General features: G+C 70.9%; 31 protein-coding genes. 11 read left to right on the top strand and 20 right to left on the bottom strand.

The window, feature by feature from the left end:
• Window positions 1-141: 141 nt before the first annotated feature.
• The 4 genes from NE234_RS21945 to NE234_RS21930 form a co-directional block, all read right to left on the bottom strand.
• Window positions 142-489, bottom strand: coding sequence for a type II toxin-antitoxin system PemK/MazF family toxin (locus NE234_RS21945; RefSeq protein WP_252782350.1), 348 nt, complete (start codon window positions 487-489; stop codon window positions 142-144).
• Window positions 476-730, bottom strand: coding sequence for a ribbon-helix-helix domain-containing protein (locus tag NE234_RS21940; protein WP_252782349.1), 255 nt, complete (start codon window positions 728-730; stop codon window positions 476-478). Before NE234_RS21940 ends, NE234_RS21945 begins: the two co-directional genes overlap by 14 nt.
• Window positions 731-753: 23 nt before the next feature.
• A complete protein-coding gene (locus NE234_RS21935) occupies window positions 754-1,728 on the bottom strand; it encodes an ATP-binding protein (protein WP_252782348.1) in 975 nt (324 codons plus the stop codon).
• A 152-nt stretch (window positions 1,729-1,880) separates the two neighbouring features.
• Window positions 1,881-3,353 (bottom strand): alpha/beta hydrolase, encoded by a 1,473-nt coding sequence (locus tag NE234_RS21930; RefSeq protein ID WP_252782347.1) that lies wholly within the window; start codon window positions 3,351-3,353, stop codon window positions 1,881-1,883.
• A 354-nt stretch (window positions 3,354-3,707) separates the two neighbouring features.
• Between NE234_RS21930 and NE234_RS21925 the strand changes: the two genes are divergently transcribed.
• Window positions 3,708-4,094, top strand: coding sequence for an STAS domain-containing protein (locus NE234_RS21925; RefSeq protein ID WP_252782346.1), 387 nt, complete (start codon window positions 3,708-3,710; stop codon window positions 4,092-4,094).
• 16 nt (window positions 4,095-4,110) lie between these two features.
• On the opposite strand, the gene NE234_RS21920 is transcribed toward NE234_RS21925, so the two are convergent.
• Window positions 4,111-4,359, bottom strand: a complete 249-nt coding sequence (locus tag NE234_RS21920) for a hypothetical protein (RefSeq protein WP_252782345.1) — start codon at window positions 4,357-4,359, stop codon at window positions 4,111-4,113.
• Window positions 4,360-4,534: 175 nt separating this feature from the next.
• Between NE234_RS21920 and NE234_RS21915 the strand changes: the two genes are divergently transcribed.
• A complete protein-coding gene (locus NE234_RS21915) occupies window positions 4,535-4,723 on the top strand; it encodes a hypothetical protein (protein ID WP_252782344.1) in 189 nt (62 codons plus the stop codon).
• A gap of 101 nt (window positions 4,724-4,824) precedes the next feature.
• Here NE234_RS21915 and NE234_RS21910 read toward each other — a convergent pair whose 3' ends face one another.
• The 5 genes from NE234_RS21910 to NE234_RS21885 form a co-directional block, all read right to left on the bottom strand.
• A complete protein-coding gene (locus NE234_RS21910) occupies window positions 4,825-5,322 on the bottom strand; it encodes a phage holin family protein (RefSeq protein WP_252782343.1) in 498 nt (165 codons plus the stop codon).
• A 122-nt stretch (window positions 5,323-5,444) separates the two neighbouring features.
• Window positions 5,445-6,917, bottom strand: a complete 1,473-nt coding sequence (locus tag NE234_RS45090) for an aminotransferase class I/II-fold pyridoxal phosphate-dependent enzyme (RefSeq protein ID WP_305886712.1) — start codon at window positions 6,915-6,917, stop codon at window positions 5,445-5,447.
• A 77-nt stretch (window positions 6,918-6,994) separates the two neighbouring features.
• Window positions 6,995-8,260, bottom strand: a complete 1,266-nt coding sequence (locus tag NE234_RS21895; RefSeq protein WP_252782342.1) for a GDSL-type esterase/lipase family protein — start codon at window positions 8,258-8,260, stop codon at window positions 6,995-6,997.
• Between the two features lie 253 nt (window positions 8,261-8,513).
• Window positions 8,514-9,743 carry a CU044_5270 family protein gene (locus NE234_RS21890; protein WP_252782341.1) on the bottom strand — a complete coding sequence of 410 codons (1,230 nt, stop codon included), beginning with the start codon at window positions 9,741-9,743 and terminating at the stop codon, window positions 8,514-8,516.
• Window positions 9,736-10,320 carry an RNA polymerase sigma factor gene (locus tag NE234_RS21885; RefSeq protein WP_252782340.1) on the bottom strand — a complete coding sequence of 195 codons (585 nt, stop codon included), beginning with the start codon at window positions 10,318-10,320 and terminating at the stop codon, window positions 9,736-9,738. Before NE234_RS21885 ends, NE234_RS21890 begins: the two co-directional genes overlap by 8 nt.
• A 178-nt stretch (window positions 10,321-10,498) precedes the next feature.
• Here NE234_RS21885 and NE234_RS21880 point away from each other — a divergent pair, with 178 nt between their 5' ends.
• A complete protein-coding gene (locus NE234_RS21880; protein ID WP_252782339.1) occupies window positions 10,499-11,194 on the top strand; it encodes a hypothetical protein in 696 nt (231 codons plus the stop codon).
• Between the two features lie 176 nt (window positions 11,195-11,370).
• On the opposite strand, the gene NE234_RS21875 is transcribed toward NE234_RS21880, so the two are convergent.
• The gene (locus NE234_RS21875; protein WP_252782338.1) at window positions 11,371-13,059 is read right to left on the bottom strand and encodes an MFS transporter; all 1,689 of its coding nucleotides are present in this window, start codon (window positions 13,057-13,059) and stop codon (window positions 11,371-11,373) included.
• 89 nt (window positions 13,060-13,148) lie between these two features.
• Between NE234_RS21875 and NE234_RS21870 the strand changes: the two genes are divergently transcribed.
• A complete protein-coding gene (locus NE234_RS21870) occupies window positions 13,149-14,111 on the top strand; it encodes a helix-turn-helix transcriptional regulator (RefSeq protein ID WP_252782337.1) in 963 nt (320 codons plus the stop codon).
• Between the two features lie 47 nt (window positions 14,112-14,158).
• Here NE234_RS21870 and NE234_RS21865 read toward each other — a convergent pair whose 3' ends face one another.
• Entirely contained in the window at window positions 14,159-14,788 is a 630-nt protein-coding gene (locus tag NE234_RS21865) for a TetR/AcrR family transcriptional regulator (RefSeq protein ID WP_252782336.1), read from the bottom strand.
• A 74-nt stretch (window positions 14,789-14,862) separates the two neighbouring features.
• On the opposite strand from NE234_RS21865, the gene NE234_RS21860 reads away from it, so the two are divergent.
• A complete protein-coding gene (locus NE234_RS21860) occupies window positions 14,863-15,756 on the top strand; it encodes an NAD(P)H-binding protein (RefSeq protein WP_252782335.1) in 894 nt (297 codons plus the stop codon).
• A 56-nt stretch (window positions 15,757-15,812) separates the two neighbouring features.
• Window positions 15,813-16,781, top strand: coding sequence for an alpha/beta hydrolase family protein (locus tag NE234_RS21855; protein WP_252782334.1), 969 nt, complete (start codon window positions 15,813-15,815; stop codon window positions 16,779-16,781).
• Window positions 16,782-16,844: 63 nt separating this feature from the next.
• On the opposite strand, the gene NE234_RS21850 is transcribed toward NE234_RS21855, so the two are convergent.
• The 3 genes from NE234_RS21850 to NE234_RS21840 all read right to left on the bottom strand — a co-directional run bounded on the left by NE234_RS21850 (window position 16,845) and on the right by NE234_RS21840 (window position 19,237).
• The gene (locus tag NE234_RS21850; RefSeq protein WP_252782333.1) at window positions 16,845-17,963 is read right to left on the bottom strand and encodes a hypothetical protein; all 1,119 of its coding nucleotides are present in this window, start codon (window positions 17,961-17,963) and stop codon (window positions 16,845-16,847) included.
• 10 nt (window positions 17,964-17,973) lie between these two features.
• A complete protein-coding gene (locus NE234_RS21845) occupies window positions 17,974-18,570 on the bottom strand; it encodes an RNA polymerase sigma factor (RefSeq protein ID WP_252782332.1) in 597 nt (198 codons plus the stop codon).
• Between the two features lie 259 nt (window positions 18,571-18,829).
• Window positions 18,830-19,237, bottom strand: coding sequence for an ester cyclase (locus NE234_RS21840; RefSeq protein ID WP_252782331.1), 408 nt, complete (start codon window positions 19,235-19,237; stop codon window positions 18,830-18,832).
• Between the two features lie 65 nt (window positions 19,238-19,302).
• Here NE234_RS21840 and NE234_RS21835 point away from each other — a divergent pair, with 65 nt between their 5' ends.
• Complete coding sequence (locus NE234_RS21835; protein WP_252782330.1) at window positions 19,303-20,175, top strand: sigma-70 family RNA polymerase sigma factor; 873 nt, start codon at window positions 19,303-19,305, stop codon at window positions 20,173-20,175.
• A 44-nt stretch (window positions 20,176-20,219) separates the two neighbouring features.
• Window positions 20,220-20,927, top strand: a complete 708-nt coding sequence (locus NE234_RS21830) for a hypothetical protein (RefSeq protein WP_252782329.1) — start codon at window positions 20,220-20,222, stop codon at window positions 20,925-20,927.
• Here NE234_RS21830 and NE234_RS46025 read toward each other — a convergent pair.
• The 3 genes from NE234_RS46025 to NE234_RS21820 all read right to left on the bottom strand — a co-directional run bounded on the left by NE234_RS46025 (window position 20,911) and on the right by NE234_RS21820 (window position 21,977).
• Window positions 20,911-21,006, bottom strand: coding sequence for a DUF397 domain-containing protein (locus NE234_RS46025; protein WP_406567044.1), 96 nt, complete (start codon window positions 21,004-21,006; stop codon window positions 20,911-20,913). The genes NE234_RS21830 and NE234_RS46025 overlap by 17 nt on opposite strands.
• Before the next feature lie 75 nt (window positions 21,007-21,081).
• Window positions 21,082-21,177, bottom strand: coding sequence for a DUF397 domain-containing protein (locus tag NE234_RS21825; protein ID WP_252782328.1), 96 nt, complete (start codon window positions 21,175-21,177; stop codon window positions 21,082-21,084).
• On the bottom strand, window positions 21,174-21,977 hold the full coding sequence (locus tag NE234_RS21820; RefSeq protein WP_252782327.1) for a helix-turn-helix domain-containing protein: 804 nt from the start codon (window positions 21,975-21,977) through the stop codon (window positions 21,174-21,176). The genes NE234_RS21825 and NE234_RS21820 overlap by 4 nt, the downstream gene beginning before the upstream one ends.
• A 238-nt stretch (window positions 21,978-22,215) precedes the next feature.
• Between NE234_RS21820 and NE234_RS21815 the strand changes: the two genes are divergently transcribed.
• Window positions 22,216-22,605, top strand: a complete 390-nt coding sequence (locus NE234_RS21815) for an ATP-binding protein (protein ID WP_252782326.1) — start codon at window positions 22,216-22,218, stop codon at window positions 22,603-22,605.
• 232 nt (window positions 22,606-22,837) lie between these two features.
• Here the strand turns inward: NE234_RS21815 and NE234_RS21810 are convergent, their stop codons facing one another.
• Both NE234_RS21810 and NE234_RS21805 read right to left on the bottom strand, forming a co-directional pair.
• Window positions 22,838-23,722, bottom strand: coding sequence for a phosphotransferase family protein (locus NE234_RS21810; protein ID WP_252782325.1), 885 nt, complete (start codon window positions 23,720-23,722; stop codon window positions 22,838-22,840).
• Window positions 23,723-23,744: 22 nt separating this feature from the next.
• The gene (locus tag NE234_RS21805) at window positions 23,745-24,068 is read right to left on the bottom strand and encodes a putative quinol monooxygenase (protein ID WP_252782324.1); all 324 of its coding nucleotides are present in this window, start codon (window positions 24,066-24,068) and stop codon (window positions 23,745-23,747) included.
• 136 nt (window positions 24,069-24,204) lie between these two features.
• Between NE234_RS21805 and NE234_RS21800 the strand changes: the two genes are divergently transcribed.
• Both NE234_RS21800 and NE234_RS21795 read left to right on the top strand, forming a co-directional pair.
• Window positions 24,205-25,038 (top strand): helix-turn-helix transcriptional regulator, encoded by an 834-nt coding sequence (locus NE234_RS21800; RefSeq protein ID WP_252782323.1) that lies wholly within the window; start codon window positions 24,205-24,207, stop codon window positions 25,036-25,038.
• Between the two features lie 151 nt (window positions 25,039-25,189).
• Window positions 25,190-25,882, top strand: a complete 693-nt coding sequence (locus NE234_RS21795) for an SDR family NAD(P)-dependent oxidoreductase (RefSeq protein WP_252782322.1) — start codon at window positions 25,190-25,192, stop codon at window positions 25,880-25,882.
• Window positions 25,883-25,921 lie beyond the last annotated feature (39 nt).

Below are 25,921 nucleotides of genomic sequence, written 5' to 3'. Positions count from 1 at the left end.
AAGGTCCCGGCGACGACAGCGTCAGAGCCCCCTCACGACCCCCGGACGAGGAAAAAGAATGATCCCCTCTCCCGGATCAGCCGGGGGTGAGGGGACCGAGCGTCAGCGGCGGGTGCGGTGCCGCCGCCGCATCCGCGAACATCAGAGATTCAGGTGGCGACGGAGTGCCGCGTCGACCAGGTGCAGCGTCGGCCCGGGGACAGTGCCTATGCGTTGCCGCAATCTGCGGGGGGTTATCGAACGCACCTGTTCGGCCTGGGCCTTCGAGTCGGTCTTCAACCCGCAGTCTGCGGCGTCGAGCAGAACCTGGAAGGGGTAAACGTGATCGGCATTTGAAGTCACCGGTACCACGGTGATGGCCCCACGGCCGGTGCGCTCTGCGGCCCGATTGGCGGCGTCGTTGCTAACGATCACCGCCGGCCGCAGCTTGTTCGCCTCGGATCCTTGTGACGGTTCGAGATCGACGAGGTAGACGTCACCTCGTCGCATCGGCCATACCGTCCGAGGAGGTCGCGTCCCAGAGCTCGGCTTCGCTGCTGTAGTCCGGCTCCTGCCAGGCCGCCGCATAAGCGTCTTCGAGAGCTGTCGACCTCAGTAGCCCGATGGCCTGATGGAGCACGGCCGACCTTGACTTCGCCCCGGTCCGTGCGGCGTACTCATCGATGAACGCCACGTCCTCGTCCGGGATGCTTACACCTACCTTCATGCTCGACATCATACCCCTGGTCATACTTTGAGTGTGAACCACTTCTCCTATCGGGACGTTGCAGTGGTGAGGAGGGCATCGGGGCCGAGGGTGAAGTCGGGGTCGATCTGGGTGGCGAGGTCCTGGCCGGTAGCGGCATTGGCCCAGGCGCGGGCGTTCTTGAGGTGGAACTCGATCGCCTGGCGGGTGAACTTCGGCCAGTCCTTCGGGCGCGCGTCGACCGCGGCCTGGAGCGTCGAAAGCGCGGCGCGGTCGTCGTCGGCCAGGTCGTCCAGGTCGAAGGGGCGGCCCTGCTCCATGGCGCGGACGGCGCCGGACTGGCCGACGCAGCACAGCAGCGCGTCGCCGACGTGCTCGCGCAGGAAGTCGACGTCGCCGGCGGTCTGGACCTTGTTGCCGACGACCTTGAGCGCGACGTCGTAGTCGGCGGCGTACTCGGTCCACTGGCGGTAGACCGCGACTCCCTTCCTCGTCGGCTCGGCGACGAGGAAGGTCAGGTCGAACCGGGTGAACATCCCCGAGGCGAACGACTCGGCCCCGGCCGTGCAGTCGACGACGACGTACTCGCCGGGGCCGTCGACGAGGTGGTTGAGGTACAGCTCCACCGCCCCGGTCTTGGAGTGGTAGCAGGCGACGCCCAGGTCCTCCTCGGTGAAGGGGCCCGTCACCATCAGTCGCGCGCCGGCGGCGGGGACGGCGAGCCGGGAGTGGATCGGGTCGTCGCCGCCTGGCCGGAGCAGCCGGGACCCGGTGCCGGGCGGCGTGGTCTTGACCATCGCCGCCGCCGACGGGATGCGGGGGTTGGCGCCCCGCAGGTAGTCCTTGATCTCGGGGAGGTGCGCGCCCATGGCGGGGATCGCGGCGGCGGCCTGCTCGGGCAGGCCGAGCGCGACGCCGAGGTGCTGGTTGATGTCGGCGTCGACCGCCGTGACCGGTGCCCCTCCTGCCGCCAGATGGCGGATGAACAGGGACGACAGGGTCGTCTTGCCACTGCCGCCCTTACCGACGAACGCGACCTTCATGTCTTCCTCCCGTGATGGCCGACCCATCGCCGGCGACTGCGCAGCGCACCCGGATGGGGACGCTGCGCGACCGGCGTCGTGCAGTCGACTATAGGGGAAACGAAAACGGTTTTCACAACCGTTCCGGAAAGACGACCGAAGCCCGCGGGCGGTCAGGGCCGGCAGACCGTGCCCGCCGCGGGCGCCTGCCCGGTGATCAGGTAGTCGACCTCCCGGCCGCGGGCGCAGGAGGAGTTGTAGAGGGCGGTGTGCCCGTCCCCGTCATAGGTCAGCAGCCGGCTCCCGTCGATCTGCCGGGCCAGCGACCGCGCCCAGACGTACGGGGTCGCCGGGTCGTACGTGTTGCCGACCACGAGGATCGCCGGCGCTCCGGTGATCCGCGCGGGCCGGGGCGGGTTCGCCGCCGGGACCGGCCAGCCGCTGCATCCGGCCGTCATGTCCCACATCTCCGAGTACCGCCACAGGTGCGGTGCCGCCTTCTTGACCTTCGCCAGCCGGGCCCGCAGGTCGGCGAAGCCCCGCAGCTCCGGCGGGAAGTCCTGGCATCCGACGGCGCGGTAGGCCGTGTAGGCCGGGTCGACGCCGGGCACCGCCTGGCCCAGCGCGGTGGGGTCCGAGGGTGCCTTCTCCGCGTCGGCCAGTGCCTGGGCGAGTTGCGGCCACAGGAAGGTCAGGGTCAGGTACGTGTAGGCGCCGCCGGTCACCTCGGCGGCGGTGAGGGGACGTCCGAGGTCACGGTCGATGATCTCGCCCTTGTCCGCCCGCGCCGTCAGCGCGTCGAAGTCGGCGGCGATGTCACGGCCGCGCAGCGGACAGTCGGCCCGACCCTGGCACCACTGCGCGAACCGGTGGAACTCCCGCTCCATCGCCGCGGACTCGTCCACGGCGTCGCGGGCGACCGACCGCGTGTGGTCGATGGCGCCGTCCAGGACCATCGCCCGTACGTGCCCGGGGAACAGCCGGGCGTACGCGGCCCCGAGCTCCGTGCCGTACGAGACGCCGAGCCAGGAGATCCGCCGCTCGCCGAGCGCGGCCCGGATCGCGTCGACGTCGCGGGCGGCGCTCACCGTGTCGACGTGTCCGAGCAGCGGACCGGTCGCCCGGAGACAGTCCAGCCCGTGGCGGCGGTCGCTCTCCCTCAGCCGCCGGTACTCCGCCGGAGTGGCGGGAAGGGTGGGGGCCGCCGGGTCGTACACCGGCGTCGAGCAGCGTACGGGCGTGCTGTCCCCGACCCCGCGCGGGTCGAACCCGACCAGGTCGAACCGCTCGCGCAGCGGCTTGAGGTCCGGCGTGCCGAGCAGCATGCCGCCCTGCGCGACCACCGCGGTGCCCGAGCCGCCCGGTCCACCGGGGTTGAGCAGCAACGAGCCGATCCGGTGTTCCGGGTCGGTGGCGGGCAGCCGGTTCAGCGCCAGGGTGATCCGCTGCCCGCCCGGCCGGGACCAGTCCAGCGGAACGCTGATCGTCGCGCATTCGAGCTGCTGCGGGGTGTTCTCCGTATGGCAGTCGTGCCAGGCCGGCGCCGGGGCCGGCCCGCTCGTGACCGTGGCCGCGGCCGCGGCGGAACCGGAGGCCAGCAGGGCCGTCGCGGCCATGACCACCGTCGTGACGGACGAACGCTTCACCGAGACTCCAGATTCGTGGGGGATGGCGGCGATGCGGGGGAGCATGCCGTCCCGATGATCTCCCGGAAAGGCGGCTTGACGACGGCTTTTCGGAATGTCAGTCGAGAGTGGAATAACCCGGTGAGCGGCATTGTTGAGAGAGCGCAGAGAGTTGAGCGGCTTCCGCAGAGTTGCCAGGCGGTGACATCGTGATGTCCCGCCTCGTGAGGTGTTTGCCTATCCGCAAAACGGGCATGGTGCTCGATTAACGCGCCGCGCCGTGCCTGGTATCCGTCACCCTCTTGGAAACGATCAGTAATCGCGCGATGCTGTGATGGTCACGGGTGCCCCACGGTGTTCCGGACTGGAGGTCCCATGGACGTTGCCCTGGACATGTTCGCGATGGAGTGCGAGGACTACACCCTCGCCATGCCGCGTGGTGAGGTCGACGCCTTTACCGGGCGTACGTTCCGGGGGTGTCTGATGGAGCTCGTCGCGGCGGCCGACCGGCCGCTGCTGGTGGACATGAGCGGGGTGCCGTTCTTCTCCGCGGCCGGCCTGAACGCCGTGGTCGCGGCCGAGAAGCTCGCCCGCGAGCGGGGCGTCCCGGTCGCGTACTTCGACCTCATGCCCTGCGTCGAGCGTCCGTTCCGCATCACCGGCGTGGACAAGGTCGCGCTGATCTGCCCGACCCTTCAGGACGCCCTCTGGTGCGTCATCCCGCTCAGCGACGCCGAGATCGAGAGCTGGCAGCTGTCCTAGTCCCACGGACGGCGTCTCACTTCGGACGGCCCGGCCGCGCGGTCGGGCCGGTGTCGCCGGTGTCGCCGGTGTCGTCGGTACGGTCCGCCTCGCGGACTCCCTCCTCGGTCGGCGGCAGCGCGTCCGGATGCGCGGTCGGCGTGCCGGGCACGCCCGTGCCCGAGACCTCCCGGCCTTCGGCCCGGTCCTCGTCGGTGGCGAGGTTCTCGTCCTCGTCCCGCAGGATCGGGGCGAACCGGTGGTCGTCCCGCTCGTCCGCCGGCATGTGGGGTCTCCTCTCGACGCGTCCGTACGGTTCGTTCCCGGCTTGGTACCCGCTGTCGGCGGCGAAAACAGCCGAAATCCGAAATTCGGCCGTCACAGCGAATAACCGGCACCTCAGGGGGAGGAAGGGCGGGTACGGCGTTTCGCCGTAGCAACCTCGAGGAGGGAGACCGGCGATGTCGAAACCACAGGAGCCCGAACTGCGCCGTTCGGAGCGCACGGCCCCGACGGACACGAATCCGGAGAAGGAACGCAACGTCTCCGGGCAGCCGCACGGCACCGACAAGGGCGGCAAGGGCGGAGGACGCGGGTCCGGTAAGGGCGATCCCCGTCCGCCCGAGCAGCGCCCCCCGCACCCGTCATGACCATCCCGTCCCGGACCCGGCGGACACGGCGCTGACGTCGTGGCCGCCGGAACCGGCCGATGCCCCGTGCCCTGCCGCGGCAGGCACCGGGGCGCGGCGGCTTACCGGTGGCTGTGCTCGGTGTGCGGTACGAGCAGTTCGGCCGGCTCGGAGGAGATCGGCTCGGCGGCGATCGCCTTGGCGTGGCTCGCGCTGCGCCGCATCAGCTGGGCGTCTTCCTTGAGCGTCTCGACGGTCCGGTGCGGCGGCGACACCCGCCGCATCCGCTGGCGGCCCAGGGCGGCCATGATGGCGCCCAGGATCGCCCAGATGCCCGCGATGATCAGAGCGGCCCAGGCGATGTCCACCACGTGGGCGAGGCCGAACATCGCGGCCAGCGATCCGATCACCACCGCCATGTATCCCGCGAATCCGGCCCCGCCGAACAGCCCGGCGGCCTCCCCGGCCTTCTTCGCCTCCTGGCGGATCTCCGCCTTCGCCAGCGCGACCTCCTGACGCATCAACTTCTGCAGGTCGGCGGTCGTGTCGCTGACGAGCCGGCCCAACGAGGAGTTCCCGGTGGTCCGCCGGGTGCCGGGGCCGTGCAGAGTGGTCGACATGTCAGCTCACCTCCGTTCGGTTCGCTGGGGATCGACTCGGCGTCTCCTTGTCGAGGTTCGCCGTCTTCGTCCTGTGAAGCGATCCCATACCCGTTGTAGTGCGTTCGACCCCTCCCGACCGGTCACTCGGCCACGACCCGGAGGCTCTTCAGCTCGCTGTCGGCGACGTCGGGCACGACCATGCCGGCGGCGACCCCCGTCCGCAGGTAGTCGATGACGGCCTCGTTCATGCGCTCGCCGGGCAGGACGGCCGGGATGCCCGGCGGGTACGGCGTCATCATCTCGGCGGCGATCCGGCCCGCGGCCCGGTCGATCGGGACCTGCTCGACGCGGCCGAAGAACGCGTCGCGGGGCAGGATCACCTGTTCGAGCTGGAGATCCTCCGGGTCGGGGACCGCCACGGTCGCCGAGGTGAGCAGCGCCTCGTCCCCGCGTTCGAGGTGGGCGACGAGATCGCGGATCGCCGTGACGAGCGTCCGCGCGGTCTCCTGATCGTCGGAGTAGGTGAACTGGGCGCTGATCCGCCGGTGGTCGGACAGGTGCAGGTTGACGCGGTGGTGCTCCCGCAGCCAGTCGGCCGCGCGGTACCCGGTCGTGCCGAGCCCGGCGATGTCGATGATCACCTGCAGCGGGTCGCGCTCGGCGGCGCGGTTCGGGCCGAGGAACTCGTCGGCGTGCACGTGCAGGCCGTCGATCTCCTCGAGCTCCGCCCGGACGCCCGTGACCAGGTCGATGGCCCCCTGCAGCAGCTCCCGGCCCTGCTCGACCATCTGCCGCCGCCAGCCGTCGAGGGCGGCGTAGATGAGGACGTTGGGGCTGGTGGTGCCGAGCAGGTCCTCACGGGCCGACAGGACGTTCGGGTCTACCAGGTCGCCCTGGTGATGGAACACCGAGCTCTGCTCCAGGCCGCTGCCCATCTTGTGCACGCTGACCACGCAGACGTCGGCGCCCGCGTTCATCGCCCAGGTCGGCAGGTCGGGATGGAAGGGCAGGTGCGCGCCCCACGCCTCGTCGACGACGAGCGGCCGGCCGTGCCGGTGGCACACCTCCGTGATGGCCCGCAGGTCGCTGGACGTGCCGTACGGGGTCGGGCTGGTGACGAGGGCGCCGCGCGCGTCCGGGTGCTCGGCGAAGCGCCGGTCGAAGCCCTCCGCCGACGGCGGGTGGGCCAGGTGCAGCTCCGGGTCCCACTGCGGCCAGACCCAGATCGGCCGGATCCCGGCCAGGATCAGGCCGGAGACCACGGCCTTGTGGGCGTCGCGGCCGACGAGGAGCTTCTCGTGCGGCCCGGCCACCGACAGCATGGCGCTCTTGACCGACAGGGAGCTGCCGCAGGTGGAGAAGAACGCGTTCTCGGCCCCGACCGCGTCCGCCATGAGCTCCTGGGCCCGCTGGATCACGCCGTTGGAGGACATCCGGTCGTCGAGCCCGGCGGTCGCCAGCACGTCCGAGCGGAAGACCGCGTCGCCGACGACCGCGCTCACCCTCGGGTCGGTCCCCCGTCCCTGTTTGTGGCCGGGCGGGGTGAAGGGGACGTAGCCGTTTCGGTGATAGGCGGCGAGGGCGTCGAGTACGGGAGCCTCAGCATGGTTCATGACGCCGGGCTTCCCGCTGCGGGCGGCCGGAAACACGGGATCTCTCCAGGTGAGGGGGCTGTTCCAGGGACAGGGCTTCAGCGGCGTTTCGGAATCGAGGCGGCGAGCATGGGCAGCGAGAGGTAGTCGGCGAGGGCCTGCTGCCCGGCCATGTTCGCGTGGATGCCGTCACCGTTGTCGTACGCGAGGTTGATGCTGTTGGGCTTCAGCGGATCCTTGAGCACCTGGTCGAAGTCGACCACTCCGTCGCACGTGCCCGCGCAGTTCCCCCATTGCTTGACGAACGTGCCGACGGTGTAACGATCGCGGTTGTTCTGGTCGCCGTACCCCGGACGCGGGGTGATCGGAGTGACGTACACCTTGATCCCGGCGGCGCGCAGGCGCTCGAAGACCTTGCGGTAGCTGTCCAGGATCGGTGCGGATGCGCACCCGTCGGCGAGGTCGTTCGTCCCGTAGTAGTAGATGACGCCGGTCACCCCGTGCAGGGCGAGCACGTCGCGGTCCAGGCGGGCGAGTGCGTCCAGGCCGACGTCCGCTGCGGGGATGTTCGGGCACGCCGCCGAACTCGTGGTGCCGCTGATGCCCGCGTTCGCGACCGCGAGCTGCCGATTCGGCGGAAGCTCGTGGGTGATGCGCCGCGCCAGGTCGTCCGTCCAGCGGCGGTTGTCGCCGGGTCGGCTGCAGCCCGGCCCGCAATTGTCGCTGCCGATGCCATCGACGACCGAACTCCCGAACGGCACGATCGTCCCCTTCACCGCCGGGTTACGGACGTCGACCGCGCTGACGAGGTACGTGGAGGTCACGGTCTGCGTGTACGCGTCGCCGGAAAGGTCGGCGGTATGGTCGGCCGCGCCCGCGGGGGTCAGGTAGTTCTCGCGCATCCCGGTGACATGCTCCCCGGGCACGGCCGTGCCGGCGACGAACATGCTGACGGCGACGTCGTCCTGCGGCCCGGTCTTCAGACCGGCGGCGTCGCTCCACACCTCTCCGCCCGCCGGGATGGTGACCGTTCGTCGCCCCTGGAAGGTGACCGGCACGGTGGCACCGGTGATCGCCGCCCCGTTCCCGCTCCGCCCCACAGTCGTGGCGTCGATCGTGAGAGGGTCCTTGCCGAAGGTGTTCTGTACGCGAATGCGCAGGGCGTTCCCGCCCTGACTCACGTGAGTGATCATCCGTACGGACTGGTCGGCCAGCGTCTTCGCGGCGAGGTCCTGCTGGGACTGTGCCCAGGACGTGAACCACGGTGATGCGGTCGGCCGCCCGGCGGCGGACGCGGAACCGGCGACGGACGCGAAATCGGCGGCACCGGCCGCTGCGACGGTGAGGGTCACGGCAGCGGCCACGTGACGCATCCTGATCCTGCGACCTCTCGTCATCGGCGGACTCCCTTCCAACGGAACCGTCAGGACGGGCGATGTCGCCGGCGGAGGCGAGCGCGGCGATCAGAATGCGATGATCACCCGGCTATGGTCCCCTGACGCAAGAGGGAGGCCATTTGTGGCCTCCGAAAAGCTCGTCGCGGTCGGTCCCATGGGGCACCCGTGGGGCGGAGCGACCCGGCCGAGGGGACCCGCCGCCGGGTCCCCTCGGGAGCGCTCACCGGGGAGTGGGCGTGCCCGGCTTCGCGTTCGTCCACTCGGTGACCGCGTACACCGTGTACGAGGAGACCTCGCCGGGCCGGTGGAACCGGTCGGGCATGTCCTGGACGCGCAGGGTGCGGGGCCTGCCGTCGTCGCCCGGCGGAAGTCTCCGGCTGCCGTGCGGCGGCGTGGCCACGAGATCGCGTACGGCCAGGAGGGTGCCGGTGCCGGGATCGATGATCCACTGACGCCGGTACGTGCCGAGCTGTTTGGGCGCGGTGTAGATGCCGAGGGGGACCGTCGTCTCCAGCGGCAGGGAGATCACCGTTCCCGTGCGGCCCAGGGGATCGGCCGCGGTGCCGCCGGCCCGTACACCGGGCAGCGTGGCGAGCATCCGGAACGCCGCCGCCCGTACCTTCGGCGGGGTGGGGGCGTCGGCCAGCAGGTCCCCGGCCACGTCGCTCAGCGCACGGACGCGCTCCTCGCCCCGCAGGGCGCCGAGCCGTTCCGTGACCGCGGTCGAGGAGTACGCGTGCCAGTTGCCGCGCAGGGCGAGCAGCCTCTTCTCCAGCGCCTTCGGCTCGGTGGGCAGCTCGGCGATCTGCGCGGACGTCATGCCGTAGAACCGCCGAACCTGGCCCTTCACGGGACGCGGATGCGGCGCCCCCACGGGGGACTTCGGGTTCAGGAACAGCGTCCCCACCACTCCGGGATCGCCGCTCGGAACGTCGACCGTCATCGGGGAGCCCGCCTTCCGCCATTTCGCCGCGTCCTGGGCGGTCCACGGGCGGGCGGGCAGGTCGGTGTAGTTCCTGGTCTCCCTGCCGTCGCGTCCGACCCAGCTGTCGTACTGCTGCCGCGACTCGACCATGTAGTGGTCCGCCCTGGTCTTGCCGACCCCGTAGATCGTTCCGTCGATGCGCCTGGTGTGCCAGTACGCGCCGGTCTGTGCCGCCTTCTCCGCGCTGGTCGCGGCGGTGAGCAGGACGTTCCCGTCGCCGCCCGTGCGGAGCGGGACCGAACGGCCCGGAGGGCGCGGATCCGAGTGGCCGGACAGGACGGCCACGGATCCCGCGGCCACCGTCCCGGCCGCGACCACGCCCATCAGCGGCACCGCGAGCCGGCGACGGGCGCGCGGGCGGGGCGCGGGCGCGGAGCGCCAGTTGGTGCGCAGGGCGAGCCGGTCGGGGTTCTCCTCCCGGGCCAGCGTCGTCCGCATCCGCCGCAGTGCGTCGAGTTCATCCATCGTTCTTCGCCTCCGGGAGGGCCTTGCGCAGCTTCTTCCGAGCTCGGTGGATCTTGGCCTTGACGGTGCCGAGGGGCAGGTCCAGCGTCGCCGCGATCTCGGCGTACGACAGCTCGCCCCAGGCGAGCAGCAGGAGGGCGTTACGGTCCTGGGCGCTCAGCGTGGCGAGCGCCTTGGCCAGGTGCGGGCCGAGCGCCGCGGCCGCCATGCGGTCGTCGGCCGAGTCGGCCGCGCCGTCCTCGGCGGGGTCCACCCCGGTCCGGGCGAACGCCCGGTACATGCGGGTCTCCTGCCGATGGTGACGGGCGATCAGCTTGCTGGCGATGCCCCACAGCCACGCGCCGACCTCCGAGCGCCCGTCGAATCTCTCCCGGCGCCGGAACGCGACGGCGAACGTCTCCGACACCACGTCGTCGGCCAGGGTGGGCCCGAGACGCCGTTTGACGTAGGCGTGGAGTCGCGGCGCGTGGCGGCGGAACAGCTCGCCGAACGACTCGGGGTCTTCCAGGGAGGCCGCGACGAGCGCCGGATCGCCGGCCGCCTCCTGCGCCCGGCTCACCGGTCTCGGCGTGGCCATGGGCCGCCGTGTCCCTTCATGCTCACTTCCCGTCTTCGATTCCGCTTGACGTCCCTTCTCTCCCGAAGGGCGGGCCCGGGTTGCGGCCGGAAGCGCCGGATCATGATCTCCGCCATCGCGACCGGATCGTCATCTCTTCGCCCCGCCGGTGCCGTACCGCTCGGGTACGGTGCGCGGCATGGTCGATGCGTTCGAGGTACGTACGGAGCTGGCCGGAGCCGTGGACCGCGCCGGCGCCTGGCGGTTCATCCGGGGGTTCGCGGCGGCGTGGGCGACCCCGCTCACGGACGCGGACGGCTGGGACGACGCCGCCCTGGACGCGGTCGAGACCCGGCTCGGGATCACGCTGCCGGTCGCGGTGCGCGAGGCGTACGCGCTGTTCGGCCGGCGCACGGACCTGACCGCCAACCAGGACGAACTGCTCGAGCCGAAGCAGCTGTACGTCCACGACGGCCTGCTGGTGTTCCGTGAGGAGGACCAGGGCGCGGCGCGCTGGGGCGTCCGGCTCGACGGCCCGGACCCCGCCGTGTGCATCCGGCCCGACCTGGAGGACGAGGACACCGAGCGCTGGGAGCCGTGGCTCGACTCGTTCTCGCTGGCCTGCGCCGAGATCGTGTTGTCGGAGTCGCTGCACGCCGCCGAGGAGCTCGCCGACTACCGCGAGGCCGACGAGGACGACCTGGAGGTGCTGGAGCGCTACACCCGCCTCCCGCTGCCGGAGTACCCGTCGGGACAGCTGCCCGGTACGCGCTGGTTCGCGGGCCTGGACGTGCTCCTGCGGGAGGACGCGCGCTCCTGGATCACGATCCGCGCCCGTACGGAGGAGGCCCTGGTGAACGCCTGCGAGGACTTCGGCGACGGCTGGCTCGCCTGAGAGCCCCGGCTCGTCTGAGGCGGCTGCCTCGCCTGAGAGGGCTGCCTCGCTTGAGATGCCCGTGCCCCCGGCCGGTCGGCCGGGGGCACGGGCGTTCGTGGCGTCAGGCCGGTACGGCCGGGGACGCCGTGGCGTCGGGCCGGGGCCGGACGGCCAGGGGTGCGGAGTTCTGACCGTCAGGCCGGGGCGGTCTCCGGGCGGGCCGTCCTCGGGAGCAGGAAGCCGAGCCCGAACGCCAGCACGATCAGCCCGATCGTGACGAGCGCCGTGGTCTTCGCGGCGTCGAGCGAGTCCCGCCGGTGGGTGTCCAGACCGGCCGTCGTGACGGCCTTGACCACCGCAGGTGAGGAAGAGCCGGTGGCGCGGCAGCTCGCCGGCACGACGTCCGGGTCCTTCTCGCCCTCCCGGTCGTGCACGCACGTCCGGACACCGGCGACGATCCCGGCCCGGGCCGGGGCGGGCACTCCGGCCCGGGTCAGCTCCGCGCGCAGCCGGGGCGCGGCCGTCGCGTCGAAGTTGTGGTGCGCCTGCGCACCGAGGAGCCCGAAGAACACCGTGCCGATCACCGCGACGCCGAGCGACATGCCGAGCTGCTGGATCGCCTGGAGGGTGCTGGACGCCGAGCCGACCTCGTGGTCGGCGACCTCGCCGAGGATGATGTCGAACATGGGCACGAAGATCATGCCCATCCCGGTCCCGCCGATGAGCAGCGGGGCGACGAAGTCGAGGCTGGTGAGACCGGGCCCGGCGTACTCGAACACGGCGTAGAGGACGGCCAGGCCGGTGCCCATGCCGGCCAGCCCGAGGTGCAGGAGCCGGCGGCCGAGCTTGATCATGAGCATGCCGCTGACCGCGGACCCGATCATCGCGCCGAACGCCCAGGGCGCCGTCGTGAGCCCGGCGCGCAGCGGGCTGTACCCGAGGCCGACCTGCATGAAGACGCCGAGCGTGAGCAGAGTGCCGCCCATCGCGCAGGTGAAGGCGATCGCGAACAGGACGCCGGAGGCGTACGAGCGCCGGGCGAACACACCGGTCTCGACCAGCGGCGTCGTTCCGGCCCGCTTGCGGCGGACCTGGGAGGCCGCGAACAGCGCGAGCACGGGAACGGAGGCGACGAGGAGCGCGACCGCCCAGGACGGCCAGCCCAGCTCACGCCCCTGGACCAGCGGGAAGATCAGCATGAAGATGCCGGACGCGGCGAGCGCGACACCGGGCAGGTCGAGGCGGGCCGAGCGCACGGCGGGCGGCGTCGCGGGAAGGAACCGCGCCGCGACGGTCAGCGCGAACGCGCCGATCGGCACGTTGACCAGGAAGATCATCCGCCAGCCGGTGCCGAACAGGTCGGCGTGGATGAGCGTGCCGCCGATGATCGGGCCGAGCACCGCCGACAGCCCCATCACCGGGCCGAACGCGGTCCACGCCTTCTTCATCTCCGCGGGCGGGAACAGGTCCCGGATCAGCCCGAATCCCTGCGGCAGCATCACCGCCCCGAACGCGCCCTGCAGCACCCGCGAGACGATCAGCATGGTCGGCGTGATCGCGGTGGCGCAGGCCACCGACGCGACCGTGAAGCCCGCGACGCCGACCAGCAGCATCCGCTTGCGCCCGAACATGTCGCCGAGCCGCCCGCCGATGAGCAGGATCACCGCGAGCGCCATGGTGTACCCGGCCGCCATCCACTGCAGCGTCGCGTACGAGCCGCCGAGGCTCGCACGGATCGCCGGCGCGGCCGTGTTGATCACCGTGCTGTCCAGCAGGTCCATCACGCTCGAGGCCAGGACGGCGGAGAAGGCGAGCCACCGCAGGCGGTACGGCGCGGCGGTCCGCTCACCGGCCGCGATGGGGGATTCGAGGATTTCGGTCAACACCATCTCCCGTGGAACGAGGTCGTTGGAACCGACGTTAGGCTCCATAGCGGCCACTTCCTGACCTCAATGACCGGGACCCTGGAGACATGGCGAACACGAGCTCACGCACCCTCCGGCTGCTGTCCCTCCTGCAGACCCACCGCTACTGGCCCGGCCGCGAGCTCTCCGATCGCCTCGGCGTCTCTCCCCGGACGCTCCGCCGCGACGTCGACCGGCTGAGGGAGCTGGGCTATCCGGTGGTCGCGCACCGCGGCGTGGACGGCGGCTACCAGCTGGCGCCCGGCGCCGCGCTGCCCCCGCTCGTGGTCGACGACGAGGAGGCCGTCGCCCTCGCCATCGGCCTGCGGATGGCCGCGCAGGGCGCCGTCGCCGGAATCGAGGAGTCGGCCGTACGGGCGCTGACCAAGGTGATCCAGGTGATGCCGCCCCGTCTGCGCCGCCGCATCGACGCGCTCCGCACGGTCACCGTCCCCGCCGCCTGGGGCGCCGGCCCGACCATCGACGCCGACGTGCTGACCGCCGTCGCCCAGGCCTGCCGCGACGAGGAGCGGCTGCGGTTCTCCTACCGGGCGCGGGACGGCGAGCTGACCGCCCGCCACGTCGAGCCGCACCGGCTCGTCTCCCTCGGCCGCCGCTGGTACCTCGTCGCGTACGACCTGACCCGCCACGACTGGCGCAGCTTCCGCCTCGACCGCCTGGCCGACCCGGGCAGCACGGGCGAGCGCTTCCGCCCCCGCGACCTGCCCGCCGAGGACGCCGCCGCGTTCGTGCGGGCGGGCTTCAGCACCATGCCCGCGGCGTACGACGTGGAGGTGCTCGTCCACGCCCCGGCGGCGGACGTCCGCACCGCCGTCTCGCGCTGGGGCACGGTCGAGGAGGTCGACGACGAGCGGTGCCGGCTGCTGATGACCGTCGACGGCCTGAAGTGGCCGACGATGCTGCTCGGCGCGATCGGCGCCGACTTCGAGATCGTCGGTCCGCCCGAGCTGACCGCGTTCGTCCGCGAGTGGGGCACGCGCTTCCTCCGCGTCGTCGACGACCGGCGATGAGCGCCGAGGGTCTCGTCCGTCGGGACCGCCGAGATCCTCGGCGGTGTTCAGGCGGGCAGCGCGGTGGCGACCAGGCGGCGGATGGCGGTCAGGTCGACGTCGTCGGCGAGGTTCGCCTCCTCGGGCATGTCCTTGATCACGTCGTCGACGTTGAGCAGGGTGCGGAACAGCCGCGGTAGCACGGTGCGGCCGATCAGGTCCTCCGCGAGCGCGGCGCCGTCCGCGTCATCCATTCCGAACCGCTCGACCAGGTACGCGGTCAGCCGCTCGTGGGTGCTGGCGAAGATGGCGTCGTAGTAGGCGTTCGAACTGCCCGGCAGCCGCTCGGCCTCGGTGATGCTCAGCCGGCAGGTCCGCACCTGCGCCTCCCAGACCATCAGCTGCAGGAACCGGCCGCAGAACAGCGCCACCGCCTCGGCGGGGTCCTCGGCGTACGCGTCCGGGGTCTTCAGCCGGCCCAGGTACAGCTCGCGGATCAGTTCCAGGACCGCGAGGAACAGCTTGTCCTTGCTCTCGAAGTGCGCGTACAGCGACCGCTTCGACGTGCCGGCGCGTGCCGCGACGGCGTCCATCGACGCCCGTTCGTAGCCGGTCTCGAGGAACACGTCCTTGGCCACCAGCAGGATGTGGCGGCGCAGGGCCTCCCCGCGCCGCTGCGGTTCATTTGCTCGGCTCATCCGCCCTCAAAAAGTAAACGGTACGGTACAGTTTATTTAGCTCGTCACTCACCCCAGTGTGCTGGAGAGAAGCAATGATCGTCGTTACCGCCCCCACCGGCCAGATCGGCAGCCAGGTCCTCGCGAACGTCCTCGCCGGCGACCAGCCGGTCCGGGTCATCGTGCGGGACCCCGCCAAGCTGCCCGCCGACGTCCGCGACCGGGTCGAGGTCGTCCAGGGCTCGCACGGCGATCCCGAGGTCCTCGCCCGCGCGTTCGACGGCGCCGACGCGGTGTTCTGGCTGCTGCCGACCGACCCCCGCGCCGCGAGCCCCGAGGACGCCTACGTCGGCTTCACCCGCCCGGCGGCCGAGGCTCTGCGTGACCGGGGCGTCAAGCGCGTCGTCGACGTCAGTTCCGTGGGCCGCGGCACCCCGTACGCCGGCCGGGCCGGGCACGTGACCGCGTCCCTGGCCATGGACGACCTGATCGCCGGCACCGGCGTGGCGTTCCGTGCCCTGGCCGCGGCTCCGTTCATGGACAACGTGCTCCGGCAGGTCCGGGTGATCAAGGGGCAGGGCATGCTCTTCGACGCCGTCTCGCCCGGCCGCAGGATGCCGACCGTCGCCACCCGCGACATCGCCGCCGTCGCCGCCCGGCTGCTGCTCGACACCTCGTGGACCGGCAGCGAGGAGGTCCCGCTGCTCGGTCCCGAGGACCTGTCGTACGACGACATGACCGCCGTCATCTCCGAGGTGCTCGGAACCTCGGTGAAATACCAGCAGGTCCCCGCCCAGTCGTTCAAGGACCAGCTCACCGGCTTCGGCATGTCCGACGCGATGGCCCAGAGCGCCACGGACATGGCGATCGCCGTGGACGACGGCCTGGTGAACGGGGTCACCCGCACGCCGCAGCACGCGATCGACACCCCGACGACGTTCCGGCAGTGGTGCGAGGACGTCCTCAAGCCCGCCGTGCAGGCCGCCTGACCCCGAGACGACCCGACGGGCCGGCGGCGTCCGGCCCGTCACCGGAGGTGTTCCGCATGACCGAACGGCCCGAGACCGCGCACGCCGTCGCCGATCGTCCCGACGAACGGCTCGACGCGTTGTTCACCAGAATGGCCGCCGGCTTCAGCACGTCACAACGGTCGCCCGTCCTGGGGAGCCCGGCCGAGCACGGGCTGCGGTTCGAGGACGTCACCTTCCCCTCCGAGGACGGCACGCCGCTGGAGGGATGGTTCGTCCCGGCCGAGGGCTCGGACACCGTCGTGATCGTCAACCACCCTCGATGGTTCAGCCGCTCCGGGCTTCCGTCCCACCGCGAACCCTGGCGCTCGATGTTCGCCGACACCGGCAACGACATCGAGGTCGACCTTGTCCCGGACATCGCGCTCCTGCACGCCGCCGGCCACCACGTCCTCGCCTACGACCTGCGCAACTTCGGCCGCAGCGGCGCCGCCGACGGCGGACTGACGACGGGCGGCATCTTCGAGTCCAGCGACGTCATCGGCTCCCTGCGGTACGTGCGCTCCCGCCCGGAGCTGCGGGACGCGAGGATCGCGCTGTTCAGCCGGTGCCTCGGGGCCAACGCCACCCTGTTCGCGATGGAGCGGGCGCCACGGGAGTTCGAGGACGTGCGGTGCCTCGTCGCCTGCCAGCCGCTGTCCGCCCGCGCGGTCCTCGAACGCGGACTGGAGCGGCAGGGCGTCCCCGTCGAGTGGATCGACGAGCTCGACCGGCGGATCAGGCTGCGCACCGGCTTCGCCATCGACGCCATGTCCCCCGCGAACGCCGCGCGCAGCGTCCGTACGCCGACACTCGTCTACCAGGTCCACGACGACCCGAGGACCCGGCCGGACGACGTGCAAGCGATCTTCGACGCCCTCCCCGACCGGGAGGACCTGCCGAAGGAGCTGTTCTGGATCTACGGGACCACCCGGCGCTGGGACGGCTACCTGCACTTCCAGCGCGATCCGGACCGGATCCTCGACTGGATCGCGCGGCACACGTGATGAGCCGCGCCTGGCGGGGGACGGCGCCGGTACCGCCCGTACGGGGGGTACCGGCGCCGGGGGTCAGTTGACGGGGGTCGGGGTCCAGTGCGACGGGTCGGCGCCGAGGACCTTCAGCCGGTGGAACAGGCCGGTGACTCCGCCGGTCTTGTTGAGCTTCGCGAGGATCGACCCGGACGCGTGAATCTGTACGTTGAAGCCGTTGACCCCGTAGGCGTACAGGATCGTCGGTGCCACGTAGGCGGGATACCCGTCCAGCTTCGTGTTGGGACGAGGCAGCCCCCGCCCGGGCTTGCCGGGCCCGCCGGGGACGCCGGTACCGACCGTGCCGTCCGACTTGGTGACGCCGATCTCCAGATCCGATGACGGCCCGTCGACGATGAAGCCCAAGGATGCGCTGACCTGGTCGAACGCGCCGTTGTTCAGCACCGTGCGCTTCGGCGTCAGCCCGGCGGGCACGCCCCCGACGTGCAGGGGCATCGCGATCGGCCGGGTGCCGCCGAACTTCGCGGACGCGGCGATCCGGTTGGCCGTCCGGGCCAGCTCGGCGGCGTTCCCGGGCAGGGCGTCGCCCTCCAGCTGGGCCCAGCGGTTCGGGGCCGGCTGCCAGCGCAGCGAGAACTGCGACTGCCCGGACGGGTCCGGCTTGAAGATCCAGTAGGCGGAGTGGCCGTTGACGGATGGGGCGGGGATCCGTTTGGCCGGGACACCTCCCGGCAGGTACCCCAGGAAGGGCTCCTTGCCGGCCGCGTACGCGGTGAGGGTCACGATGCCCCCGCTCTTTCCGGTCTTCTGCGCGACGACCTGGAAGAAGTTGTCCGTCTGACGGTCGGCGACGTAACCGTTGGCGTGCATGCCGGAGGGCAGCCAGCCGAAGGCCGCGCGTTCCACCAGCGGGTTGTCGTACCTGGCCGACACGGCGGCGGGGGAGCCGTGCACCGTCACGGGGGAGCCGCCCGTCTGCGAGACCACCGTCACCCCGGCGGCGACGGCGGCCACTCCACCGGCGGCGAGGACCATGGTCCGTACACCCCTGGAACGCCGGCCCGCCCGTACGGGACGCCGGGCGCCGGGCGAGCCGTCGATGGCCTGGAGGAGCCGCTCCCGGCCGGCGTCCAGTCGCCGCTGGGAGGGGATCGGAGCGTCGGTGCGCATCGTGCGCATCAGATCGAGCTCGTTCACGGTCGGTACCTCAGCCTTCATCCGAGACGAACATGGGGTTCCCGTCGCCGAGAGCGGCGCGGATCTTCTTTCGAGCCCGATGCAGCCGCGACCGCACCGTCCCCACGGAGACGCCCAGCGCCTGGGCGGTCTCCTCGTAGGACAGGTCGGCCCAGGCGATCAGCAGCAGGACCTCCCGGTGGGCCCGGCTGAGACCGGCCAGGGCCGCCGCGAGCGACTGGTGCATTCCGGTCGCCATGACCCGGTCGTCGGCGCCGTCCAGCTGGCCGCCGTAGGTCTGCGCCACGGGATCCGCGCCGCTGCGCGCGAACGCCCGCAGCATCCGCGTCTCCTTGCGGTGGTACTGCGCCATCACGTTCGCGGCGATCCCGTACAACCAGGGTCTGGCGTCCGGCCGTCCGAGGTCGTAATGTCGGCGTTTCTCGAACGCCCGGTAGAACGTCTCGGCGGTGACGTCGTCCGCCATACCGTCCCCCAGCCTGCGGGCGACGTACCGGCTGATGTGAGGGGCGTGCCGCTCGTAGAGCGCGGCGAACACCCCGGGCTCTTGCCAGGACTGCTCGATCACAGCGGCGTCGTTCACGCCCTGTCGGGTCGTCACAGTCATACGGCTCCTGTCTCTTGTGGCCGGTGTTCCGGCCTTGCGCAGAGTGCGCTGTCACCCGCTTTTCCCCGAACCCGTGAACCGGGTTCCGCCGGGAATCGACAGGCGCGCCGCGCGGAGCCGCCGACCACCCGAAGGCCGCTCCGGGAGGGCCGAAGCGGGCGCGTACGGAACGCTCGACGACCGCAGGACCGATCCGCCGCACCCGGCGGATCGGTCCTTCACCGAGCCTTCCGTACGGCGCCGGTCCCCCCGGCCGAGCTCAGGAGGACGGGGCCGCCCCGATCTGCCGCTGCAGGCGGTTCACGTCGACCACGGCCCAGATCTCGCCGACCCGGTCACCCTCGAAGCCGAAGATCACGTTGCCGCTGATCTCGATCTTCCGGCCGGTCGGCGGGTTGCCGAAGAAGTCGCCGTCGTGCGTGCCGGTCATCGTCCAGCGCACGGCCGCCTTGTTCCCTTCGCTGATCACGTCCTCGATCTGGTAGTGCAGGTCCGAGAACCCCGCGCGCATGAACTCATCCACCCGCCGTACGGCCGCGGGCCCGCGAGGCGCGTCCGGATCGTGAGTGGTCATGTCCGGCGTGATGAGCTCCTCGGCCAGTTCCGGCCGCTGCTGGTTGAGCATGTCCTCGTAGAATCGGTGAACGATCTCTGCCTTCGATGTCATCGCGCTCCCTCTGGTCGGTCCGCTGGGCCGTGGACGCCAGTGGAGACAAGACAGAGGGGCGTTCTGTGACAACGATCGGGGATTTCTTCGGCGGCGAGCGGGGCCGGCTGTTCGGGCTCGCGTACCGGCTCCTGGGATCGGCGGCCGACGCGGAGGACATCGTCCAGGAGACGTTCCTGCGCTGGCACGCCGCCGACCAGCGGGCGATCGAGACTCCCGGCACCTGGCTGACCAAGGTCGTCACCAACCTCTGCCTGAATCACCTGGCCTCGGCCCGCGTCCGGCACGAACGAACCGGAGCATGGCTGCCGGAACCCGTGCTCACCGGACACGGCGCCCTCGGCCCCCTGGAAACCGCCGAACAGCGCGAATCCGTATCCCTCGCGCTGCTCGTCCTCCTCGAACGCCTGACCGCGGTCGAACGCGCCGTCTTCGTCCTGCGCGAGGCGTTCGGTTACCCGTACGAGGACATCGCCGCCCTCGTTTCGACGTCCGCGGGCAACTGCCGCCAGGTCCACAGCCGTGCCCGCCGCCGGATCGGCGACGGGCGCCCCCGCTTCGCCGCCCCGGACGACCAGGCCCGCCGCCTCGCCGATCGGTTCATCGCCGCGGCCCGGTCCGGTGACCTGGTGGCGCTGGAGGACCTCCTGACCGCCGACGTCACCGCGTGGGTGGACGCCGGCCCGTCCGCCCGGCGGCGGGTACGCGGCCGGGACGAGGTCGGCCGGCTGGCCGGAACGGCACTCGCCCGCTTCGCGCCACGGACACTCGTCACCGAGGCCAACGCCGCCCCCGCCCTGCTCTTCGTACGGGCCGACGCGCTGCTCGGCGTCACCGTCCTGGACATCGACCAGACCCGCGTCCGCACCCTCCATACGGTGACCGATCCCCGCAAGCTCACGGCAACGCGACGCCACCTCCTCGCCACGGCCCGCTGACCGGGCGGCCGTCCACAACGGAGGCGCGGTGCGATGATCCACTCATGGGAGTCGCGACCAAGCAGGCGGTGGCCGCCGCGGTCACCGCCGCCGTCGGGACGGCGCTGGCCTTCGCCGCGTACGGTGAGGGCGCGTTCAACACGCTGCTCCTGGTCGGTGCGCCGAGCCTGCTGGTCACGCTGTTCGCCGTGCAGGTGCGGTCGACGGCCCGCGCCGGTGCGCTGCGCCGGGCCGGATGGTGGGCGGCCGCCGTACTGGGTGGTGGGCTGCTGCTCCTGGCCGTGACCGCGCCGAAGTTCGTGCTGCTACCGGCCCTCATCGCCGCGTTCTCCCTGGCCCTCGGATGGCCTCTGGCCACCTCCGCCGCCTGCCTGATGGCGGTCGCGGCCGTCAGATCGGGCCTGTCATCGGCACCGAGGGCGGCGCTGACGTGGGGCCGGTCGTCGTGGGCCGTGCTCCTGGCCGTGGTGGCGACCTACGGGTACGGGCTGAGCCACCTGGACGAGGGGATGGCCGACGTCAAGGACCGAGTGTGCCGCTTCGACCCGTCAGGCGGAGCGATGAGGCACGGCGGCGGACGGAGCCTGCTGCCCCTGCACGACACCTCCTGCGGCACCGACACGGTTCCCGCCTTCGTCAATCCATTCCTGGCCACCCTCACCGTGCTCCTGGCGGCCTCCGTGGCCGCCCACCTCACGGCACGCTTCAAGGCCAGGCGAACGCGCGGCCTCGCGGTCAGGATCGGGAGGTGACGACGGCGACTTCGACGCATTGACCACCGTTGGCGCCGGAGTGGCTGGACTTTCGCCAGTCGGAGGCGTTCAAGTTCATATTCTCCCCCGGACCTGCCGGATGAGGTCCAATGACGCAGGGATCGGCAAGGGGACGACGCGGAGTGTCGCGCAGTCAGGCGCGTACGGTAACGGTGGCGACTTCGACACACTCACCACCGTTGGCGCCGGAGTGGCTGGACTTGCGCCAGCTTGAGGCTTGGGGCTTCATAGTTCCTCCCGAATCTGCCGGATCAGGTCCAACGACGCGGACACCGGCAATGCGACAGCGCGCAAGGCGTCGTATGTCTGCGACATCGCCTTCACGAGGTCTGGCCTCTCGTGGAAATTTCCGGTGGCTGGATCTTCACTGTAGGCGATGTCCGCGGAGTCGTCGAAGCTCAGAATTCTGAAGCTGGACGTCAGTCCAGCGTGTGCGCCGGTCCCGAAAGGGATGACTTGGACGGTGGCACCAGGCCGCGCGGCCATCTCGAGCAGGTGATCGAGTTGGGCACGGTGCTCCTCCTTCGTTCCGATTGGACGTCTTAGGACCATCTCGTCGAGGACCGTCCAGAGGACAGGGGGCGTGTCCCGGCTGAGGATCTCCTGGCGTTCGATCCGCGCGGCGACGAGGTCGTCGATGATCTCCGTTCTGGCGGTCGGGCGACCCGCCGAAAGAAGCGCCCGAGCGTATTCAGGTGTCTGGAAGATTCCGGGGATGACGACGAGTTCCCACATGCGGATGCAGGAGGCTTCGCGCTCGGCTTCGGCGTAGCGGGCGAACGACTCGACGGGGTGGGTCTCGTGTTTGAGGAGGCCGTGGAGGACCAGGAGGGCGCCGCCGGTCTTGAGGGCCTTGTCACAGCGTTCGACGAAGTCGCGGCGCGGGACCTTCTGGGCGGTCTCGACGTTGCTGATCATCCCCTCCGAGTAGTTGATCAGCTTGGCGAGGTGGCCCTGGGTCATGTTGTCGGCGGCGAGTCGGTAGCGGCGTAGTTCGGAACCGAGTGCGATCAGCGTTGGACTGCGCATCTATGTCCCTTTCTGTACTGCTTTCCGGGGGGTTCACGGGCCCTCACCTCAGTGCGGGGTGAATTCACGAAGTGAAAGGTATTCCGTGCTGGGTATCCACGCCTGTACCCAGCGTAGTTGTTCATGGCCAGGATGGTGGCGAATCGGCGGAATCAAATGACCGAGAGGGGCGGTGCCGGTCATGCATCGCATAGCAGAAGAACGTCGTATCGCTTGGGAACGCGGGGAGATTCACGGCGTGCTGCTCGGGGAGATGCGGCTTCCGATACGACCTGAGTCGGCGACGCCGGCACGCCGTTTCCTGACGGCGGTCCCTCTCGCGTGGGGGATTCCGGACGCCGCGGAAACGGCCGAGCTGCTCGGCTGCGAACTCGTCACCAACGCGGTCCGCTACGCCACGGCGATGCCGGGCTCGACGCTGCGGCTCGTTCTGATCCGGGACGAGGAACGGCTGCGGGTCGAGGTCCACGACCCGTCCAGCGAGCCGCCGGCCACCAGGGATCCCGGGCTCGACGCCACGACCGGGCGCGGCCTCCTCATCGTCGGCGCGCTCTCCACCGACGCCGGCTGGCATCCCACCGCCCACGGAAAGGCGGTCTGGTTCGAACTCCTCCCAAGGTGGCCGTGACCGCCGTCGAGCCTGGCCGCTCCGCGCGAACGGGTCCGGGTTTCAGCCAGGCGTGGATGAGCGCCGAGGATTTCGTAGGTCAGAGCCAACAAAATCCTCGGCACAAGTCGCAGGCCGACCGCCGCCGACCGGCGGCCCCGGCGATCGGCCGCCTTCACCGGCCGGTCTTCACCGGCGGACCATGGCGGGTGGCTGCGCGAGGACGACTCGTAGCAGTCGGGCCCGCGTAGCCTCACATCCGGGATCTCAGCACGTCGACTTCACAGCCCGGCGCGAACGGGTCAAAGCCATGCTCGACCAGCCAGCGAACCCCCAGCAGGCTTCGCAATGACCACCACGCGCGGATCACGTCGAGGTCGACGTCGGCGCCATAGCCAGCGACGACGTCGCCGAGGTGCTCCTCGTGTCCGAGCGTCAACGTGGCCAGGTCGAACAGGGCATTACCCCGGCCGGCCTCGGACCAGTCGATGATGCCCGTGATCTCGTCGTCGTCGACGAACATGTGAGTGATCTGCAGGTCGCCGTGCGTGAACACCGGAGTCCACGGCCGGAGCGCGGCCTCGGCGACCTGACGGTTGCGGGTGACCAGGTCGGCGGGCAGGACGCCGTTCGTCACGAGCCACTCGCATTCGCCGTCGAGATCCGCCGCCAACTCGTCGATGCCCTGGTCCGCCCGGCCGGGCCAGTGCGGCAATGGCGCGTCGTGCAACGTCCGGATGGCGGCACCCGCCGCGGCCCACGCCGCCGGGGACGAGGGCGACGGCTCGCCGAGGCGCCCGAGCGCCGTCCCCGGGACCGCGGCGATCGCGAGCACGGGCGGCGCGCGCCACAGGACCTTCGGGGTCGGGACCGGCGCCAGGGTCATCGCCTCGACCTCGACGTCGATGCGCGCCTGATCGGCATCCACCTTCAGGAACACGTCGCCGACGCGCAGGGTCGCGCGCTCGGAATGGGCGACGACGACTTCGACCTCATCCACGGCGACCAGTCTCCCGGGGTGATCGGCGACGTGGCCGGATTCATCGCGTGCGATGGCGCTGCCGGTCGCGGCCCGCTCCCCGGTGGCCTCGTGCGCGACACCGATCGCCGACCAGGCCAAGGTCACGACGACGACCACGACCGCCGTGCTCCGGGTCGGCCTACCGTGCCGGGCGGAACGGCTGCAGGATGCGGATCCCGTCCTCGATGCTGCCGTCCATCAGTTCCAGCAGCTGGGGCACCAGGTCCTGCATGCGGGGTGCCTGCAGGTGGCCTTCGAGGGCCTCGCGGCTCTCCCAGCGCTCGAAGATGACGAACGTGCCCGGTTCTCCCTCGACCTGGTGAGCCTCGTAGTCGATGTTGCCCGCGTCGTGGCGCGATGCGGTGACGGCTGCCGTCATGAACGCCTTCATCGCGGCTTCCTTCCCCGGCTTGGCCCGGGCTTCCCACAGCACGGTGACGTAGTGGTTCGACATGGTGGTCATGCTCGCTCCTCCTGACTCCGAACAGCATCGTTCACGACTCGACACTGAGCCCTGGGGAGCGTCGGCGGGAGCTACGGGACTTCGTGGTACGGCGCGTACCACCCAGCGGGGCGGGGGGTGCGGGAGGATGGTGTTCATGGATCAACTCGGTGCCGCGCTGCGGGCGTGGCGGGACCGGCTGGACCCCGCGACGGTGGGCTTCGCACACGGCTCACCCCGTCGGGTCCCCGGTCTGCGACGCGCGGAGCTGGCGACGCTGGCCGGCATCTCGGTCGAGTACGTGGTCCGGCTGGAGCAGGGACGGGTGGCGACACCCTCGGCGCAGGTCTGCTCGGCCCTGGCTCGCGCCCTGCAGCTGTCCGACGACGAGCATGCGCACCTTTTGCGCATGGCCGGTCACGCATCGGACCTGCGTCGGGTTCCACGAATGATCCCAGGGAGCCTGTACCGGATCGTGGACCAGCTCGCCGGCAACCCGCTGGCGATCTACGACGCCACCTGGCAGCTGCTGCACTGGAATCCGCTGTTCGCGGCCACGTTCGGCGATCCCACACTCCAGGGTGTGGGAGACCGCAACGTCCTGGTCTGGCAGTTCCTGGGGGAACTGCCGCGGGTCCGGCAGACGGCGGCCGAGCGGGCGGCGTTCGAGGAGTCCCTCGTCGCCGACCTGCGCGCGACGACGAGCCGGTACCCCGACGATCCCGACCTCGCGGCGTTGGTATCGAGGCTGAACCTCAGCCCACGGTTCTGCGAGTTGTGGAGCCGCCGAGCGGTGGGCGGTCACCAGAGTGCGCACAAGATCGCCCAGCATCCGGATGTCGGAGACATCGCCCTGAACTCCGACATCCTCAACACCCAGGACACGAACCTCCGCCTCGTGGTGTACACGCCGCAGCCAGGCACCGACGCCCGCAGCAAACTCGACCTGCTTGCGGCCATTGGGGTCCAGAGGATGTCCCCGCAGGGATGAAGGCCCGCGTTATGCCCCGTCCGGTGGACCGGGCTGCTGGGTGGTACGCGCGATACCACTAAGTCCTGTAGCTCCCGCCGACCCTCCCGCAGGCCCAGCATGGAGTGCGTGAACAGCCACGACCGTGCTGTTCGGATCAGGAGGAGCCGGCATGACCACCACATTCATCACCGGGGCCAACAAGTCCCTCGGTTTTGAAACCGCTCGTCGCCTCGTCGAGGCGGGGCACACCGTCATCCTCGGTGCCCGCGACCGTGAGCGCGGTCGGGCCGCGGCCGAGTCGCTCGGCGCCCGGTTCGTTCAGATCGACGTGACCGACGACGCCTCGGTCCAGGCCGCGGCCGCGGATGTCGCCGCGCATGAGGGAACGATCGACGTCCTGATCAACAACGCCGGCGTCCTCGGCAAGGTCGGCCCCGTCGAGGAGTACACCGCGGCCGACATGAGCGCCGTGCTCGACGTGAACGTCGTCGGGATCGTGCGCGTCACGCACGCCTTCCTCCCGCTGCTGCGCACATCGCCGAACCCCGTCATCGTCAACGTGTCCAGCGGGATGGGCTCCTTCGGTATGACCCAGGACCCTGCGCGGGTCGAGTCGCAGTACGCGCTGCCCCTCTACAGCGCCTCGAAGGCCGCGGTCACGATGCTCACGACGCAGTACGCCAAGGAACTGAAGGACGTGAAGGTCAACGCCGCGGACCCCGGGCAGACCGCGACCGACTTCACCGGTGGCCTCGGACACAGCGTCGCCGACGGCGCAGAGTCCATCGTGACCCTCGCGACGATCGGCCCGGACGGGCCGACGGGACAGTTCATCGACCGATCCGGGAACCTCCCGTGGTGAACCTGCCCTGAGCTCAGGGAAAGAGCGGTCCCGGCAAGG

Origin of the sequence: Actinoallomurus rhizosphaericola, from assembly GCF_024055675.1 — a bacterium.
In the GTDB taxonomy this organism is placed as follows: Bacteria; Actinomycetota; Actinomycetes; order Streptosporangiales; family Streptosporangiaceae; genus Actinoallomurus; species Actinoallomurus soli.
Note: the sequence above shows the minus strand (reverse complement) of the source record. Positions and strands in the feature narration are given on the sequence as shown.